The 18,138-nt window shown below is 72.6% G+C and carries 14 protein-coding genes; 8 read left to right on the top strand and 6 right to left on the bottom strand.

Features of this window, described 5'->3' with window-relative positions; all coding sequences use genetic code 11:
• The 3 genes from HCN56_RS14465 to HCN56_RS14455 form a co-directional block, all read right to left on the bottom strand.
• Positions 1-1,028, bottom strand: a 1,028-nt coding sequence (locus HCN56_RS14465; RefSeq protein ID WP_312871233.1) for a PAC2 family protein, incomplete at its 3' end; no start/stop codon positions are given.
• A gap of 228 nt (positions 1,029-1,256) precedes the next feature.
• Positions 1,257-2,798 carry a glycerol kinase GlpK gene (gene glpK, locus HCN56_RS14460; RefSeq protein WP_167971171.1) on the bottom strand — a complete coding sequence of 514 codons (1,542 nt, stop codon included), beginning with the start codon at positions 2,796-2,798 and terminating at the stop codon, positions 1,257-1,259.
• Positions 2,799-2,883: 85 nt separating this feature from the next.
• Entirely contained in the window at positions 2,884-3,672 is a 789-nt protein-coding gene (locus tag HCN56_RS14455) for an MIP/aquaporin family protein (protein WP_167971173.1), read from the bottom strand.
• A 410-nt stretch (positions 3,673-4,082) separates the two neighbouring features.
• On the opposite strand from HCN56_RS14455, the gene metH reads away from it, so the two are divergent.
• Positions 4,083-7,601, top strand: a complete 3,519-nt coding sequence (gene metH, locus HCN56_RS14450; protein ID WP_167971169.1) for a methionine synthase — start codon at positions 4,083-4,085, stop codon at positions 7,599-7,601.
• 226 nt (positions 7,602-7,827) lie between these two features.
• Positions 7,828-8,553, top strand: a complete 726-nt coding sequence (locus tag HCN56_RS14445) for an HAD family hydrolase (RefSeq protein WP_167971167.1) — start codon at positions 7,828-7,830, stop codon at positions 8,551-8,553.
• A gap of 70 nt (positions 8,554-8,623) precedes the next feature.
• Here the strand turns inward: HCN56_RS14445 and HCN56_RS14440 are convergent, their stop codons facing one another.
• Both HCN56_RS14440 and HCN56_RS14435 read right to left on the bottom strand, forming a co-directional pair.
• A complete protein-coding gene (locus tag HCN56_RS14440) occupies positions 8,624-9,292 on the bottom strand; it encodes a response regulator (protein ID WP_167971165.1) in 669 nt (222 codons plus the stop codon).
• 41 nt (positions 9,293-9,333) lie between these two features.
• On the bottom strand, positions 9,334-10,443 hold the full coding sequence (locus tag HCN56_RS14435) for a RecB family exonuclease (RefSeq protein ID WP_167971163.1): 1,110 nt from the start codon (positions 10,441-10,443) through the stop codon (positions 9,334-9,336).
• On the opposite strand from HCN56_RS14435, the gene HCN56_RS14430 reads away from it, so the two are divergent.
• From HCN56_RS14430 to HCN56_RS14420, 3 genes are all read left to right on the top strand, one after another.
• Positions 10,337-11,782, top strand: a complete 1,446-nt coding sequence (locus tag HCN56_RS14430) for a site-2 protease family protein (protein ID WP_167971161.1) — start codon at positions 10,337-10,339, stop codon at positions 11,780-11,782. The two genes, HCN56_RS14435 and HCN56_RS14430, sit on opposite strands and share 107 nt — an antisense overlap.
• 65 nt (positions 11,783-11,847) lie before the next feature.
• The gene (locus HCN56_RS14425) at positions 11,848-12,741 is read left to right on the top strand and encodes a tRNA (adenine-N1)-methyltransferase (protein ID WP_167971159.1); all 894 of its coding nucleotides are present in this window, start codon (positions 11,848-11,850) and stop codon (positions 12,739-12,741) included.
• 164 nt (positions 12,742-12,905) lie between these two features.
• Positions 12,906-13,475 carry a hypothetical protein gene (locus tag HCN56_RS14420; protein ID WP_167971157.1) on the top strand — a complete coding sequence of 190 codons (570 nt, stop codon included), beginning with the start codon at positions 12,906-12,908 and terminating at the stop codon, positions 13,473-13,475.
• Positions 13,476-13,544: 69 nt separating this feature from the next.
• Here the strand turns inward: HCN56_RS14420 and HCN56_RS14415 are convergent, their stop codons facing one another.
• The gene (locus HCN56_RS14415) at positions 13,545-13,856 is read right to left on the bottom strand and encodes a ferredoxin (RefSeq protein WP_167971155.1); all 312 of its coding nucleotides are present in this window, start codon (positions 13,854-13,856) and stop codon (positions 13,545-13,547) included.
• A 398-nt stretch (positions 13,857-14,254) separates the two neighbouring features.
• On the opposite strand from HCN56_RS14415, the gene arc reads away from it, so the two are divergent.
• The 3 genes from arc to HCN56_RS14400 all read left to right on the top strand — a co-directional run bounded on the left by arc (position 14,255) and on the right by HCN56_RS14400 (position 18,073).
• Positions 14,255-16,021 carry a proteasome ATPase gene (gene arc, locus HCN56_RS14410; RefSeq protein WP_167971153.1) on the top strand — a complete coding sequence of 589 codons (1,767 nt, stop codon included), beginning with the start codon at positions 14,255-14,257 and terminating at the stop codon, positions 16,019-16,021.
• A 175-nt stretch (positions 16,022-16,196) separates the two neighbouring features.
• Complete coding sequence (gene dop, locus HCN56_RS14405; RefSeq protein WP_167971142.1) at positions 16,197-17,708, top strand: depupylase/deamidase Dop; 1,512 nt, start codon at positions 16,197-16,199, stop codon at positions 17,706-17,708.
• Between the two features lie 146 nt (positions 17,709-17,854).
• A complete protein-coding gene (locus HCN56_RS14400; protein WP_167971140.1) occupies positions 17,855-18,073 on the top strand; it encodes a ubiquitin-like protein Pup in 219 nt (72 codons plus the stop codon).
• The last annotated feature ends 65 nt before the right edge of the window (positions 18,074-18,138 follow it).

The raw sequence follows: 18,138 nt of genomic DNA, 5'->3' as shown, positions 1-18,138 counted from the left end.
GCCCGAGGCGAGCGGCGAGGCCATCGCCCGCGAGTTCGAGCGGTACCTGCGCCGCCGGCGGGCGGGGTGTCGTCGCCGTCGCCCCGGCCGCGGCGGCGGCCGCTGTTGGGGTCGCGGAGGTAGGGCCCCTGGCCGCCGGGCGACTGCCCCGGGCCGCCCGGCCCGGGGGACTCACCGCCCGAACGGCGGCGCAGGTACCGCTCGAACTCGCGGGCGATGGCCTCGCCGCTCGCCTCGGGCAGCTCCGCGGTGTCCTTGGCCTCCTCCAGCGACTGCACGTACTCGGCGACCTCCGAGTCGTCGGCCGCCAGTTGGTCCACCCCAAGCTGCCACGCCCGCGCGTCCTCCGTGAGGTCGCCCAGCGGCACGGACAGCCCGAGCAGGTCCTCCAACGCGTGCAGCAGCGCCAGCGTCGCCTTCGGGTTGGGCGGCTGGGAGACGTAGTGCGGCACACCCGCCCAGAGGCTGACCGCGGGGACACCGGCGTGCGCGCACGCCTCCTGCAGGACGCCCACGATGCCGGTGGGCCCCTCGTAGCGGGACTCCTCGACGTTCAGCGAGCGGGCGAGCTTGTCGTCGGAGGTGACGCTGCTCACCGGCACAGGCCGGGTGTGCGGGGTGTCGCCGAGCAGCGCGCCCAGCATCACCACCATCTCCACCCCCAGCTCGTGGGCGAAGGCCAGCACCTCGTTGCAGAAGGTACGCCAGCGCATGCTGGGCTCGACGCCGCGGACCAGGACCAGGTCGCGGGGTCTGCCGTTGCCCTCCTCGGCACCGACCCGCACCACGGAGAGCCGCGTGGTGGGCCAGGTGATCCGGCGCACCCCGCCGTCCAGCCACATCCGGGGACGGTTGACCTGGAAGTCGTAGTACTCCTCGGCGTCGAGCGCCGCGAAGACCTCGCCCTTCCATGCCTGGTCGAGATGGTCGAGCGCGGCGGAGGCCGCGTCGCCGGCATCGTTCCAGCCTTCGAACGCGGCCACCATGACCGGGTCGACCAGCTCGGGTACTCCCTCGAGCTCGATCACCCAGCGCCTCCTTCCGGCCGGACGGTCGGCGGCTGCGCGCCACGCCCGGTCTGCTCGGTCGTTCCTTGCGAGCCCAGCCTACGGCGTGACCGTGCCCACGACAGGGGGTTCGTACGCCTGGGCCCGGCGGGCGGTCGGAGGTGCGTCTGCGCGCCCCGGCGGCCCACGGGACGGCGACGGGGCCGGTCGGGACGTCGCGTCCCGACCGGCCCCGTCCGCGCCGCGCCGTCAGCTCTTCTCGTCCTCCAGCCAGCCCATGGTGCGCTCGACCGTCTTCAGCCAGTACTTGTACTCGCGTTCGCGGTCGGCGGCGTCCATCTCCGGCTCCCACCGGTGGTCCTCGCGCCAGTTGGCGCGCAGTTCGTCGGTGGAGTTCCAGAAGCCGGTGGCCAGCCCGGCGGCGTAGGCGGCCCCGAGACAGGTGGTCTCGGTGACCTCCGGACGCACCACGGGCACGTCGAGGAAGTCGGAGATCTTCTGCATGAGCAGTCCGTTGGCCGTCATGCCGCCGTCGGCCTTGAGAGTGGTCAGCTCCACCCCGGAGTCCTTGTGCATCGCGTCGGTGATCTCCCGCGTCTGCCAGGCGGTGGCCTCCAGCACGGCGCGCGCGATGTGGGCCTTGGTGACGTACCGGGTCAGTCCGGCGATGACGCCGCGGGCGTCCGAGCGCCAGTACGGCGCGAACAGCCCGGAGAACGCCGGGACGAAGTACGTGCCGCCGTTGTCGTCGACCGAGCGTGCCAGCGGCTCGATCTCGGCCGCGTCGGAGATCAGGCCCATCTGGTCGCGCATCCACTGCACCAGGGAGCCCGTCACGGCGATGGCGCCCTCCAGGGCGTACACCGGCTTCTCGTCGCCGATCCGGTAGCCGACGGTGGTCAGCAGTCCGGCGTACGAGTTGACCGGCTTCTCGCCGGTGTTCATCAGCACGAAGGTGCCGGTGCCGTAGGTCGACTTGCCCTCGCCCTCGGCGAAGCACGTCTGGCCGAACAGCGCGGCCTGCTGGTCGCCCAGGGCGGAGGCGACCGGGATGCCGTCCAGCGGCCCGCCCTTGGCGTGGCCGTACACCTCGGCGGAGGACCGGATCTCCGGCAGCACCGCGGTCGGCACGCCCATGGACTCGCAGATGCGCTCCTCCCAGTCCAGGGTGCGCAGGTTCATCAGCATCGTGCGGGAGGCGTTGGTGACGTCGGTGACGTGGCGGCCGCCGTCCGGGCCGCCGGTGAGGTTCCAGATCACCCAGGAGTCCATCGTGCCGAAGAGGATCTCGCCCCGCTCCGCACGCTCGCGCAGCCCCTCGACGTTGTCCAGCAGCCAGCGGATCTTCGGCCCCGCGAAGTAGGAGGCCAGCGGCAGGCCGGTCTCGCGGCGGAACCGGTCCTGGCCGACGTTGCGGCCCAGGTCCCGGCAGATGGCGTCGGTGCGGGTGTCCTGCCACACGATCGCGTTGTGGACGGGACGGCCGGTGGCGCGGTCCCACAGCAGGGTGGTCTCGCGCTGGTTGGTGATGCCGATGGCCTTCACCTCGTCGCGCGTCACCCCGGCCTTGGCGAGGGCGCCGGCGACGACCTCCTGGACATTGGCCCAGATCTCGGCGGCGTCGTGCTCCACCCACCCGGGGCGGGGGAGTATCTGCTCGTGCTCCTTCTGCTCGACCCCGACGATGGTCCCCGCGCGGTCGAACACGATGCACCGGCTGGAGGTGGTGCCCTGGTCGATCGCCGCGATGTACTCGCGGGGACCGCCGTCGGCGGCGTGCGTCTCACTCATGGTGCGGCTCCTGGTCTGCTGGTGCTGCTGTGGTGGTCCCGGACACGGGAGGAGGTGCGGTGGGGCGGGGGGCGGCCGGCGCCGCTCAGAACGCGAGCCGGGAGATGCCGGCGGCGAGCGCGCCGCCCGCCAGCGGTCCCAGTACCGGAATCCAGGCGTAGCCCCAGTCGGATCCGCCCTTGTTGGGCAGCGGCAGCAGCGTGTGCACGATGCGGGGGCCGAGGTCGCGCGCCGGGTTGATGGCGTATCCCGTCGGGCCGCCGAGGGACAGGCCGATACCGACGACGACCAGGGCGACCATCAGGCCGCCCAAGCCGGTGACCTGCAGGTCGTCGTTGACGCCGAGCCGGATGACGGCCAGCACCAGCACGGTGGTGGCGATCAGCTCGGTGGCGAAGTTCTGCCAGGGGCTGCGGATCTCCGGGCCGGTCGAGAAGATGCCCAGCACGGGGCCGGGGCCCTTGTGGGGGCGGTGGCCGTCCGCACCGGCCTTCTCGGTGCCCTGCTCGGCCGCGGCCACGGCGGGGTCGCGCAGGTGCGCCTGGAAGTGCCCGAAGTAGGCGATCCAGACCAGGGCGGCGCCGATCATCGCGCCGATCATCTGACCCGCCCAGTAGACCCAGACGTTGTCCCAGTTGCCGCTGTCCAGCGCCAGCCCCAGGGTCACCGCCGGGTTGATGTGCGCGCCGGACAGCTCCGTGGAGACGTAGACGCCGCTGAGGACCGCGAATCCCCAGCCGAAGGTGATTGCCACCCAGCCGGCGCCGAAGGCCTTCGACTTCTTGAGCACGACCCCGGCGACGACGCCGCCGCCGAGCAGGATCAGGACGGCTGTCCCGAGTATCTCGCCGATGAAAATGTCTGAACTGGACACCATGCCTCCTCGTCCGCGTCCGGCGCCGGCCCCCGGGGGCAGCGGCCGGGCCCCGCCCCCGTTCGGAAGTTCGACCGGCGAACGGTAGTACTACCTGTGACGGGTGTCCCCCTGATCGTTACGGGAAACGTTCCCGGTCAACGCCTGTACTCATATCGGCATTATGTGACGGTTGCGACGGCCTGTCGCGCGCTCCGCTCCCGGCCCGCCCGCGACGGGCCCGCGCGGTCCGCGCGCCCGCCCGACACGCCCGGGCCGCGCCGGCGCCGCCGCCGCAGGTGGTCGCGGCTCTCCCGCTGTCCGATCGGCGGAACGGTCCGGGTGCACCCGGTGGCCTGCCGTTACGCTGACCCGGTATGCCCCCGCCGGGGCGTAAAGCCGACAGCCGTCGCACTCCAGGGAGTCACCCCATGGCCTCGTCCACCCTGCCCACCGCCAGCCCGGCGCAGCGCATCGCCGCCTTCCGGGAGGCGATTGCCTCCCGCGTCGTCGTCGCCGACGGCGGCATGGGCACCATGCTCCAGGCGGCGGACCCCACCCTGGAGGACTTCGAGAATCTCGAAGGATGCAACGAGATCCTCAACGTCACCCGCCCCGACATCGTGCGGTCGGTCCACGCCGAGTACTTCGCGGCCGGTGTGGACTGCGTGGAGACCAACACCTTCGGCGCCAACCACGCGGCGCTCGGCGAGTACGACATCCCCGAGCGTGTCCACGAGCTGTCGGAGGCCGGTGCCCGGGTCGCTCGCGAGGCCGCCGACCTGTTCGCCGCCGAGGACGGCCGGATGCGCTGGGTGCTCGGCTCCATGGGGCCGGGGACCAAGCTCCCCACGCTGGGCCACGCCCCCTACGGCCTGCTGCGCGACGCCTACGAACGCAACGCCGACGGCCTGCTCGCCGGTGGTGCCGACGCGCTGCTGGTGGAGACCACCCAGGACCTGCTGCAGACCAAGGCCGCCGTGATCGGCGCGCGGCGCGCGCTCACCGCCGCCGGCTCCGAGGCGCCGCTCATCGTCTCCGTCACCGTCGAGACGACCGGCACCATGTTGCTCGGCTCCGAGATCGGCGCCGCCCTCACCGCGCTGGAACCCCTCGGCATCGACATGATCGGGATGAACTGCGCGACCGGCCCCGCCGAGATGAGCGAGCACCTGCGCTACCTCGCGCAACACGCGCGGGTTCCGCTGGCCTGCATGCCCAACGCGGGGCTCCCCGTCCTCGGACGTGACGGCGCGCACTACCCCCTCACCGCGCCCGAGCTCGCCGACGCCCAGGAGACGTTCGTCAACGACTTCGGCCTCTCGCTCATCGGCGGCTGCTGCGGCACCACCCCGGAGCACATGCGCCAGGTCGTCGAGCGGGTCCGCGGCCTGACGCCGGCCGAGCGCGAGCCCCGGCCCGAGCCGGGTGCGGCCTCGCTCTACCAGACCGTGCCCTTCCAGCAGGACGCCTCCTACCTCGCCATCGGCGAGCGGACCAACGCCAACGGCTCCCGCAAGTTCCGCGAGGCGATGCTGGAGGCCCGCTGGGACGACTGCGTGGAACTGGCCCGCGAGCAGATCCGCGAGGGCGCCCACTTCCTGGACCTGTGCGTCGACTACGTCGGCCGGGACGGCACCGCCGACATGGCCGAACTCGCCGGCCGGCTCGCCACCGCCTCCACCCTGCCGATCGTGCTGGACTCCACCGAGGTGGAGGTCATCCGCACCGGCCTGGAGCACCTCGGCGGCCGCGCCGTCATCAACTCGGTCAACTACGAGGACGGCGACGGGCCGGAGTCCCGGTTCGCCCGCATCACCGAGCTCGCCGCCGAGCACGGCGCCGCGCTGATCGCGCTCACCATCGACGAGGAGGGCCAGGCCCGGACCGCCGAGAAGAAGGTCGAGATCGCCGAACGACTCATCGCCGACCTCACCGGGAACTGGGGCATCGAGGAGTCGGACATCCTCATCGACTGTCTGACCTTCACCATCTGTACCGGCCAGGAGGAGTCCCGCGGCGACGGCGTCGCCACCATCGAGGCCATCCGCGAGCTCAAGCGCCGCCACCCCCGGGTGCAGACCACCCTCGGCCTCTCCAACATCTCCTTCGGGCTCAACCCCGCCGCCCGCATGGTGCTGAACTCCGTCTTCCTCGACGAGTGCGTCAAGGCCGGCCTGGACTCGGCCATCGTCCACGCCGCCAAGATCGTCCCGATCGCCCGGCTCGCCGAGGAGGAGGCAGCGGTCGCGCTCGACCTCATCCACGACCGGCGCCGCGAGGGGTACGACCCGCTGCAGCGGCTGCTGGAGCTCTTCGACGGCGTCGACGCGAAGTCGGTGCGCGCCGGACGGGCCGAGGAACTGGCCGCGCTGCCGCTGGAGGAGCGGCTGCGCCGCCGCATCATCGAGGGGGAGCGCAACGGCCTGGAGGCCGACCTCGAGGAGGCGCTCACCGAACGGCCCGCGCTGGCCATCGTCAACGAGACGCTGCTGGCGGGGATGAAGACCGTCGGCGAACTGTTCGGCTCGGGCCAGATGCAGCTGCCGTTCGTCCTGCAGTCCGCCGAGGTGATGAAGACCGCGGTCGCCCACCTGGAACCGCACATGGAGAAGTCCGACGAGGACGGCAAGGGCACCATCGTGCTCGCCACCGTTCGCGGCGACGTCCACGACATCGGCAAGAACCTCGTCGACATCATCCTCTCCAACAACGGCTACAACGTCGTCAACCTCGGCATCAAGCAGCCGGTCAACGCCATTCTGGAGGCGGCGGCCGAGCACCGCGCCGACGTCATCGGCATGTCCGGCCTGCTGGTGAAGTCGACCGTGATCATGAAGGAGAACCTGGAGGAGCTGAACGCCCGCGGCATGGCGGCCGACTACCCCGTCATCCTCGGCGGCGCCGCCCTCACCCGCGCCTACGTGGAGCAGGACCTCCACGAGATCTACGACGGGGAGGTCCGCTACGCCCGCGACGCCTTCGAGGGGCTGCGGCTGATGGACGCGCTGATCGGCGTCAAGCGCGGCGTGCCCGGCGTGACGCTGCCCGAGCTGAAGCAGCGCCGGGTGCCGGCCCGCACCGCGCCGCGCCCCACCGCGCCGGAGGAGGCCGAGGCGCCGCCGAGCCGCTCGGCGACCGCCACCGACGTGCCCGTCCCCGCCGCCCCGTTCACCGGCACCCGCATCGTCAAGGGGATCGCGCTCAAGGAGTACGCCTCCTGGCTCGACGAGGACGCCCTGTTCAAGGGCCAGTGGGGGCTCAAGGGCAGCCGGAGCGGCGACGGCCCCGACTACCAGGAGCTGCTGGAGTCCGAGGGCCGGCCCCGGCTGCGCGGCTGGCTGGACCGCCTGCACACCGACAACCTGCTGGAGGCGGCCGTCGTCCACGGCTACTTCCCCTGCCACGCGGACGGCGACGACCTGGTGATCCTCGACGAGGACGGCCGGGAGCGCACCCGGTTCACCTTCCCCCGGCAGAGCCGCGGCCGCCACCTGTGCCTGGCGGACTTCTTCCGGCCGAAGGAGAGCGGGGAACTCGACGTCGTGGGGCTCCAGGTGGTCACCGTCGGCTCCCGTATCGGGGAGGCGACCGGGGAGCTCTTCGCCGCCGACGCCTACCGCGACTACCTCGAACTGCACGGCCTCTCCGTCCAGTTGGCCGAGGCGCTCGCCGAGTACTGGCACGCCCGCGTCCGGCAGGAGCTCGGCATCGGGGGCAGCGACCCGGCGGAGCTGTCGGGGATGTTCCGCACCGAGTACCAGGGGTGCCGCTACTCCCTCGGCTACCCCGCCTGCCCGAACCTGGAGGACCGCGCCAAGATCGCCGAGCTGCTCCAGCCGGAACGCATCGGCGTCAAGCTCTCCGAGGAGTTCCAGCTGCACCCCGAGCAGTCGACCGACGCGATCGTCCTGCACCACCCGGAGGCCAACTACTTCAACGCCCGCTGACCCCGGCGCCGTGGCCGGCCCCGGAACGACCGGCCCGGCGCGCCCGGCCCCTGCGCGATGTCCACCCGTCGCCCGGCGGCCGGGGCGCCGTCGTCCCCCGTTCGCCGCGCAGCGCCTGCCCGTCCTGCGGGCCGCGGCGTACACTGATCGGTCCGGACCCGGCCGGTCGCCGCTCCCGTGCGCGGGGGTGACGACCGGCCTTCCCTTCCCCCGGAGGTGCACGCGGATGACGACGTTCCTCCCGACGACGCACGGCTCGGGCGGCGGTACCCCCGCTCCCCGGGCGGTCCTGCTCGACATGGACGGCACCCTGGTCGACACCGAGGGGCTGTGGTGGGACGCCGAGGTCGCCGTCTTCGCCGGCCTCGGCCACACCCTCGCCGACCACCACCGCGCCGTCGTCAGCGGCGGGCCCATGGGGCGCGTCGGCCGCCACCTCATCGAGGCCACCGGCGCCGCGATCACGCTGGAGGAACTCGGCCCGCTCATCAACGCCGCGTTCCTCACCCGGCTCGGCGACGGGTTCAACCTGATGCCCGGCGCCCGGCGGCTCCTCGACGAACTCACCGGGCAGGGCGTGCCCACCGCGCTGGTCTCCGCCTCCGACCGGGCCGTGGTGGACGTGGTGAGCACCGTGCTGGGACAGGGCTCGTTCACCCTGACCGTCGCCGGCAACGACCTGCGGCGCAACAAGCCGCACCCCGACCCCTACCTGGCCGCGGCCGCCGGGCTGGGAGTGGCGCCCGAGGAGTGCGTCGCCGTGGAGGACACGCTGACGGGGGTCGCCGCCGCGGAGGCGGCCGGCTGCCAGGTGGTGGTGGTCCCCTCCGTGGTGCCCATTCCGCCCGCGCACCGCCGGAGCGTCGTCGCCTCGCTCACCGAGGTCGACCTGCGCTACCTGCGGGGACTGTGGCCGGCCGCCCGCGCCGGCGAGCCCGCCGGACCACTCTGACCGGAAGCTCCGCCCGCGCCGGGCACCGCCCCGTCGCCCGCCCCCCCCGCGGGGCGGGCCCCGTGCCGGGTCAGCGCCCGGGGCGGACCAGACCGCTCTCGTAGGCGTACACCGCGGCCTGCACACGGTCCCGCAGCCCCAGCTTGGTGAGCACGTGCCCGACGTGCGTCTTCACCGTCGTCTCGCTGACGAACAGCTCCGCCGCGATCTCCGCGTTCGACATCCCCCGGGCCACCAGCCGCAGCACCTCCAGCTCGCGCTCGGTGAGCGTGCTCAGCGTCTCCGGCAGCTGCTCCTCGCCGGCCGGCAGCTTGCCGGCGTACTGGTCGAGCAGGCGCCGAGTGATGCTCGGCGCCAGCATCGCCTCACCGGCGGCCACCACCCGGATCGCCTGGACGAGTTCGGCCGCCGGCGCGTCCTTCAGCAGGAAGCCGCTGGCCCCGGCGCGCAGCGCCTCCACCACGTACTCGTCGAGGTCGAAGGTGGTCAGCACCAGCACCTTGACCGGCCCGTCCTTGGCCGGGCCGGTGATGCGGCGCGTCGCCTCCACGCCGTCCATCCGGGGCATCCGGATGTCCATCAGCACGACGTCGGGCTGCAACGTCCGCACCTGCTCCAACGCCTGCTGACCGTCGCCCGCCTCACCCACGACCGCGAGGTCGCCCTCGGCCTCCAGGATCATCCGGAAACCGGTGCGCAGCAGGGGCTGGTCGTCGACCAGCAGCACTCGAATGGGCACGGGCGCTCCTCACGGGACGGGTGTACCGGCCCCATTCTCGCTCACGCGCCCTCCGGCGCCTGCCGCGCCCCGCCCGCGGGCACCCCGGCGGGGGTCTCGACGGCGGTCTCGCCGGCAGGCTCGGCGGGGGTGTCGGCAGCGGAGCCGGACGCGGTCCCCGCCGCGTCGGCCGCGGGCCCGGCGCCGGCGTCCACCAGCGGCAGCGTGTCCTGCACCAGCAGCGGGTAGGGCGGGGGAGTGCCGCCGAACTCGGGGCAGATCGAGCGGTAGCTGCACCAGCCGCAGAGCTTGGTGCGGCGCGGCCGCCAGTCCCCGGTCTCCGTCGCCTCCCGGATCGCCTCCCACAGCGCCAGCAGCTTGCGCTCCACCGCGAGGAGGTCGGCCTCCACCGGGTCGTAGTGGCGGACGTCGCCGCTGCCCAGGTAGACCAACTGCAACCGGCGCGGCAGCACGCCCTTCAGCCGCCACACCACCAGCGCGTAGAACGTCATCTGGAACAGGGCGTCGCCGGCGTACTCGGGCCGGGGCGCCTTGCCCGTCTTGTAGTCCACGATCCGCACCTCGCCGGTGGGCGCGATGTCCACCCGGTCGATCACGCCCCGCAGCCGCAGGCCCGAGTCCAGCTTGGTCTCCACCCACATCTCGCGCTCGGCGGGCTCCAGCCGGGTCGGGTCCTCCAGCGTGAACCACCGCTCGACGAGCTCCTCGGCATCGGTCAGCCAGCGCGCCAGCCGCGCCGCCGCCTCCGGGGACGCGCCGACCGCGGGTTCGTCCCCGGCCCCCTCCGTCGCGTCCGCTGCGGCCGTCGCGCCCGCCTCGGCGGGTTCGTCCGCGAAGAGCGAGGCCAACTCCGGGCGGCGCGCCAGCAGCCGCTCCCACTCCTGCACCACCATCGACCGCGCGCGGCGCGCCGAGCGCTGCGCCGCCGGCGCGTCGAAGACCCGCTCCAGCACGGCGTGGACGACGGTGCCGCGCGTCGCGGCGGCGCTGGGCTCCTCCGGGAGCCGGTCGATCACCCGAAACCGGTACAACAGGGGACACTGCATGAAGTCCGCCGCTCGGGACGGCGAGAGCGAGGCGGTACGCGGTGCGGGTGACGCTTCCATGTGCAGAACCCTACGACCCGCCACCGACACCCGGCGCAATACCATCGTCATCACGGGCCCGGCGCGGCATGATCGTGCCGATCATTGCGCGGCGCGGCGGCCGGCGGGGCGCCAGGCCACGCCGTCACCGGTGGTGGACGGCGACGAGCACTCAGGACAAGGGGACACCGTGGGAGAGGCGGACCGGCCGGCGGCCGGCGGCTCCGGGAAGAAGCGCCCGGGCGGCGGGGGCGGCATCCTGATGGGCCGCATCTTCAAGGTCCCGGTGTACGTGGCGCCCAGCTGGTTCCTCGTCGCGGCCCTGATCACCTGGTTCTTCGGCAACCAGCTGGAGCGGATCATCCCCGGCATCGGCGGCACCCGCTACCTCGTCGCGCTCTTCTTCGCCGTCGCGTTCTACGCCTCGGTACTGGTGCACGAACTCGCCCACACCGTGGCGGCGTTGCGCTTCGGCCTGCCGGTGCGGCGCATCCAGCTCCAGTTCTTCGGCGGCGTCTCCGAGATCGAGAAGGACTCGCCCACCCCCGGGCGGGAGTTCGTCCTCGCCTTCGTCGGGCCGCTGCTCTCGCTGGTCCTCGCCGGCGTCTTCTGGCTCGGGATGCTCGCCACCGAGCCCGGCACCGTCCCCGGCGTGCTGTTCGCCGGGCTGATGCTCTCCAACCTCATCGTCGCGGTCTTCAACCTGCTGCCGGGGATGCCGCTGGACGGCGGGCGGATGCTGCGCGCCGTCGTGTGGAAGATCTCCGGCCGGCCGATGACCGGTACGGTCGTCGCCGCCTGGGCCGGCCGTGCCCTCGCCGTGGCCGTGCTCATCGGGTTCCCCCTGGTCACCCACACCGGCATCGTGGTGGAGCGGCAGTCCTACACCGGGGTCGACTCACTCACCGACGGCCTGCTCGCCGCCGTCCTCGCCGCCATCATCTGGACCGGCGCCGGGAACAGCCTGCGCATGGCCCGCCTCCGCGAGCGCCTCCCCGGGCTGACCGCCACCGCACTGACCCGCCGCGCCGTCCCGGTGCCCGCCGACGCCCCCCTCTCGGAGGCGCTGCGGCGCGCCAACGACGCCGGCGCCCGCGCGCTGGTGGTCGTCGAACCCGACGGCACCCCGCGCGCCGTCGTCCGGGAGTCCGCCATCGCCGCCGTCCCCGACCACCGGCGCCCCTGGGAGCCCGTCGGCGGCCTGGCCCAGGAGATCTCCGAGGGGACCCGCATCCGCACCGACCTCGGCGGCGAGGCGCTGCTGACGCACCTCCGCGACCACCCCGCCTCGGAGTACCTGGTGGTGGAACCCACCGGTGAGATCTACGGGGTGCTCGCCACCTCCGACGTCGAACGCGCCTTCGTCGCCGCCATGTCCGGCGACGGGCGCCCCTCGGACCGCTGACCGCCTGACCACCGCGGGCCGCCCTCGATTAGGGCCCGTCACGCGGCTGGACTAGGCTGCTCCCCATGTCCGAACCGACCGGTGCCGCCCGCCGACGCGGGCCCTTCAGGGTCGGGGACCAGGTACAGCTCACCGACCCCAAGGGCCGCCACTACACCTTCACGCTCGAAGCAGGGAAGAGCTTCCACACCCACAAGGGTGCCTTCCCGCACGACGAGCTGATCGGTGCCCCCGAGGGGACCGTCGTCCGCACCACCGGCAAGGTCGACTACCTCGCGCTGCGCCCGCTCCTCACCGACTTCGTCCTGTCCATGCCCCGCGGGGCCGCCGTGGTCTACCCCAAGGACGCGGGTCAGATCCTGGCGATGGCCGACATCTTCGCCGGCGCCCGGGTGGTGGAGGCGGGTGTGGGATCGGGATCGCTCTCCACCTTCCTGCTGCGCGCCGTCGGCGACCACGGCATGCTGCACTCCTACGAGCGCCGTGCCGACTTCGCCGACATCGCCAAGGGCAACGTCGAGCGCTACTTCGGCGGGCCCCACCCCGCCTGGCAGCTCACCGTGGGCGACCTGCAGGACAACCTCAGCGACACCGAGGTCGACCGGGTCATCCTCGACATGCTCGCCCCCTGGGAGTGCCTGGACGCGGTCTCCAAGGCGCTGGTGCCCGGCGGCATCCTCTGCGCCTACGTCGCCACCACGACGCAGCTGGCGCGGACGGTGGAGACCATCCGGGAGCACGGCACCTTCAACGAGCCGTCGGCGTGGGAGACCATGGTCCGCACCTGGCACGTCGAGGGGCTCGCCGTCCGTCCCGACCACCGCATGATCGGCCACACCGGCTTCCTGCTCACCGCGCGCCGCCTGGCCGACGGGGTCGAGCCGCCGCGCCGGCGCCGCCGCCCGGCGCCCGGCGCCTACGGCGAGGACTACACCGGTCCCGGCAGCGGCCGCGCCTGACGCCAACTCCCCGTCGACATCGCGCCGTTCCACCCGCCAGGGTGGGACGGCGCGCACATGCTCGCAGGGGCCGGGCGGCCCTTCTGCCGGCGCGCGAGGTGTGGCACGATGCACAGCATCCCGCCCGCCGCGCTCCGCGGCGCTTCCTCACAGGAGACCCCAGCGTGCAGTCCCCGGCCGTTCCCGGACTCCCGCACACCCGCGCCCGCGCGCTCCACTGGCTGACCACCGCCGCCGCGCTCGCGGCCGTCGCCGGGGCGGCCGCCATGGTGCAGCCGGAGGGGGCGACCGCCCGCCCCGGGCCGCCTGTTCCGCAGGCCACCGGAGGCCCGGACCCGGAGGCGGTCGACTACCCGCTGGAGTGCGGACCGCACCCCACCGCGGTGACCCACAGCGCCCAGGTCGACCTCGACGGCGACGGGCGCACCGAGACCGTCGCCGCCGTCCGCTGCGACGCCGGCGGCGGCACCCCGCCGCACGGCCTCTACCTGCTGACCGGCCGCGCCGACGGCGCCGTCGTGGTCGCCGAGACGCTGGTGGACCCGGGGGAAGGGATGATCGTCTCGGAGTTGGCGGCCGCCGACGGCACCCTGCGGGCCGTGCTGCTCGCCTACTCCTCGCCCGACGTGCCCCGCAGCGACCCCGACCTGCACGGCGAGGCGACCTGGAACTGGCGCGACGGGCGGCTGGTCGTCGACCAGGCGGCCCCGCCCGCCCCCGCGTTCCACACCTGAGGCGCGTGCCGCCGGAGGGCGGCACGCGCCTCAGGGCGGCACGCGCCGGACGTGCGCGTGTGCCGCCCCTCAGTCGGCGTCGGGCCCGTGGACCTCGGTGCCGTCGGCGACGCGCCGCACGTGGATGCAGTCGCCCGGGCAGTCCTTCGCCGACTCCACCACGTCCCGCAGCAGCGGCAGCGGCACCGGCGCCGTCGCACCGGGCTCCGTCAGCAGATCGGCCTCCTCGCCGGCCGCGACCGGCGGCTTCACGTAGGCGAGGCCGTCGATGTCCAGCTCGAACACCTCGGGTGCGTACTGGGCGCAGATGCCGTCGCCCGTACACAGCTCCTGGTCGATCCAGACCTCGAGTTCGTCGGCGGCCGTGTGCTGCGCGCTCATCCCACCCACCGTTTCCCGGTCGCCCTGGCTTCCGCCGGGCGGGTCCGCTCGATCCTGTCCGTCATGCCACACCCTCCCCGCGCCGCGGGGCGGGCAACCGCACCGCGCTCTCCGCGGCCGGCCGGCCCGGCCCGCTGCCGGTGCGACCTGCGCCGCCCGGTCCCCGTGCCGCCCGGGGGCGGACCGCGGCGGGCCCCGGCGGGGGTGTCGGCCACCCCCGACTCTACCGCTGCCCGCTTTCCCGGGCCCTCGGGTGGGTATCCCCCCAGGCGACAGGGAGCGCGCACGAGTGAAGATCGGACACGCCTCGATGGTCTTCTTGATCGAAGGGGTTTCGACCGACACTGGTCCAGGTAGGGTCTGGAAGCGTCCAGCTCCCTTTGGAGGAGGTGAGGACCGTGGCATCCCACGATGACGAGACCAACCACGGCGTCCGCCCCGGTCGGGGGTCACAGGACCCGGCCCGGCAGGTCGCCGACCTAGAGCAGGAGATCGCCGTCCTGCGCCGCAAGCTCGCCGATTCCCCGAGGCACACCCGTGTCCTGGAGGAGCGAGTCGTCGAGTTGCAGACGAGTCTGGCCGGGGTGACCTCCCAGAATGAACGGCTGGCGACGACACTCCGCGAGGCGCGCGACCAGATCGTGGCGCTGAAGGAGGAGGTCGACCGACTCGCCCAGCCGCCTGCGGGGTTCGGGGTCTTCCTTCAGCCCAACGACGACGACACGGCCGACATCTTCACCGGCGGCCGCAAGCTCCGGGTCAACGTCAGCCCGGGCGTCGAGCTGAAGGAGCTCAAGCGCGGCCAGGAGGTGATGCTCAACGAGGCGCTCAACATCGTCGAGGCGATGGAGTTCGAGCGCGCCGGTGACATCGTCACCCTCAAGGAGGTGCTGGAGGACGGCGAGCGTGCGCTCGTCGTCGGCCACACCGACGAGGAGCGCGTGGTCCGGATCGCCGAGCCGCTGCTCGACGTGACGCTGCGCGCCGGCGACGCCCTGCTGCTGGAGTCCCGTTCCGGCTACGTCTACGAGGTCGTCCCCAAGAGCGAGGTCGAGGAGCTCGTCCTCGAAGAGGTCCCCGACATCGACTACGCGAAGATCGGTGGGCTCGGCAACCAGATCGAGCTGATCCGCGACGCCGTCGAGCTCCCCTATCTCCATCCCGACCTGTTCCGCGAGCACGAGCTGCGCCCGCCCAAGGGCGTGCTGCTCTACGGCCCGCCCGGCTGCGGCAAGACGCTCATCGCCAAGGCGGTCGCCAACTCCCTCGCCAAGAAGGTCGCCGAGGTCACCGGGCAGCCCGCGGGCAAGAGCTACTTCCTCAACATCAAGGGCCCCGAGCTGCTCAACAAGTACGTCGGCGAGACCGAGCGGCACATCCGCCTGGTCTTCCAGCGGGCCCGGGAGAAGGCGAGCGAGGGCACCCCCGTCATCGTCTTCTTCGACGAGATGGACTCCCTGTTCCGCACCCGCGGTTCCGGCGTCAGCTCGGACGTGGAGAACACCATCGTCCCGCAGCTGCTCTCCGAGATCGACGGTGTGGAGGGCCTGGAGAATGTCATCGTCATCGGCGCCTCCAACCGCGAGGACATGATCGACCCGGCGATCCTCCGGCCCGGCCGACTGGACGTGAAGATCAAGATCGAGCGTCCGGACGCCGAGGCGGCCAAGGACATCTTCTCCAAGTACCTCACCGCACGCCTGCCGATCCACACCGACGACCTGGCCGAGCACCACGACAGCCGCGAGGCCGCCGTGGACGGCATGATCCAGACCGTTGTCGAGCAGATGTACGCGGAGACGGAGGAGAACCGCTTCCTGGAGGTCACCTACGCCAACGGTGACAAGGAGGTCCTGTACTTCAAGGACTTCAACTCCGGCGCGATGATCCAGAACATCGTCGACCGGGCCAAGAAGATGGCGATCAAGGCCTTCCTCGACCAGAACCAGAAGGGTCTGCGCGTCTCCCACCTCATCGCCGCCTGCGTCGACGAGTTCAAGGAGAACGAGGACCTCCCCAACACCACCAACCCCGACGACTGGGCCCGCATCTCCGGGAAGAAGGGCGAGCGGATCGTCTTCATCCGCACCCTCGTCACGGGGAAGCAGGGCGCCGACACGGGCCGTTCCATCGATACCGTGGCCAATACCGGACAGTACCTGTAAGGGCACCGCCCGGCTGTGGGCACGTGGGCGATGCGCCCGCGTGTCCCGCAGCCGGGCGTTTTTCTCAGACAGCCCGAGCCACACCGCCTGTGACCTCCCCATCGCCGCCCGTGGCGCCTAGGCTCGGGCACGAGGTGGCCGGTCCGGGCGGCCCCCGCCGGGCAAGGAGGGCCGCATGACAGTACGGCGCGTGATGGGCATCGAGACGGAGTACGGCGTGTCCGTCCCCGGCCACCCGAACGCCAACGCCATGCTCACCTCGTCCCAGGTGGTGAACGCCTACGCGGCGGCCATGCACCGCGCCCGCCGGGCGCGCTGGGACTTCGAGGAGGAGAACCCGCTGCGGGACGCGCGCGGGTTCGACCTGGCGCGGGACAACGCCGACGCCAGCCAGCTCACGGACGAGGACATCGGCCTGGCCAACGTCATCCTCACCAACGGCGCGCGGCTCTACGTGGACCACGCCCACCCCGAGTACAGCGCCCCCGAGACGGTCGGCCCGCGGGACGCGACGCTGTGGGACAAGGCCGGCGAGCGGATCATGGCCGAGGCCGCCCGCCGCGCCGCCGAGGTCCCCGGGGCGCGTCCGATCCAGCTCTACAAGAACAACACCGACAACAAGGGCGCCTCCTACGGCACCCACGAGAACTACCTGATGCGGCGCGAGACCCCGTTCGCCGACATCGTCCGCCACCTCACGCCGTTCTTCGTCTCCCGCCAGGTGGTGACCGGCGCCGGCCGCGTCGGGCTGGGGCAGGACGGTTCGGACCACGGGTTCCAGATCAGCCAGCGCGCCGACTTCTTCGAGGTGGAGGTGGGGCTGGAGACCACGCTCAAGCGGCCCATCATCAACACCCGCGACGAGCCGCACGCCGATGCCGACCGCTACCGGCGACTCCACGTCATCATCGGCGACGCCAACCTCTCCGAGATCTCGACCTACCTGAAGCTCGGCACCACCTCGCTGGTGCTCTCCATGATCGAGGACGGCTTCATCGCCGTGGACCTCGCGGTCGACCAGCCGGTCCGCACCCTGCACCGCGTCAGCCACGACCCCGGGCTGCGCGGGCTGGTCACCCTGCGCAGCGGCCGGACCCTCACGGCGGTGCAGCTGCAGATGGAGTACTTCGAGCTGGCGCGCAAGTACGTCGAGGAGCGCTGGGGCTCCGACGCCGACGAAGAGACCCGCGACGTGCTCGCCCGCTGGGAGGACGTCCTGACCCGGCTGGAGAGCGACCCAGCGAGCCTCGCGGACCAGCTGGACTGGATCGCCAAGAAGGAACTGCTGGAGGGCTACCGGCGGCGCGACGGACTGGACTGGGACGCCGCCCGGCTGCACCTGGTGGACCTCCAGTACAGCGATGTCCGCCCCGACAAGGGCCTGTACAACCGGTTGGTCGCCCGCGACCGGCTGCGGCGGCTGTTCTCGGAGGAGGAGGTGGCCCGGGCCGTGGTGCACCCCCCGGAGAACACCCGTGCCTACTTCCGGGGCCGCTGTCTGGACCAGTACGCCGACGACGTGGCGGCGGCCTCCTGGGACTCGGTCATCTTCGACCTTCCCGGGCGCGAGTCGCTGCAGCGCGTCCCCACGATGGACCCGCTGCGCGGCACCCGTGAGCACGTCGGCGGCCTTCTCGACCGCTGCGACACCGCGCAGGAACTGGTCCGTGCCCTCGCGGGCGGCTGAACCGGCCCCCGGAGGGGCATGATCGGGAGCGGGCGGGGCGGCACGACGCCGCACCGGCCGAGAAGGAGCCGAAGTCAGTACCCGGCGGTAGGGTCTGAATCCGGAGCACGACGCAGTCGAGCGGCGAACTGAGCGGGGTGAGGCAGATGGCGACCAAGGACACCGGCGGCGGTCAGCAGAAGGCATCGCGCGCCACGGAGGAGACCGAGGAGCAGAGCGCTTCCACGGAGGTCTCCGACGAACTCAAGGAGCGTCAGGAAGAGCTGACCGAGGACGTGGACTCCGTGCTGGACGAGATCGACGAGGTCCTGGAGTCGAACGCCGAGGACTTCGTCCGCGGCTTCGTGCAGAAGGGCGGCGAGTAGCGCCGCCGCGGTCCGCCCCCACGGGGCGGACGCGGGGGGGGGGGGGGGCCGCCCCCCCCCCCCCC

Origin of the sequence: Streptomyces lonarensis (assembly GCF_012033735.1) — a bacterium.
Classification (GTDB): Bacteria; Actinomycetota; Actinomycetes; order Streptomycetales; family Streptomycetaceae; genus Streptomyces; species Streptomyces lonarensis.
This window is presented reverse-complemented; position numbering and strand designations above follow the sequence as displayed.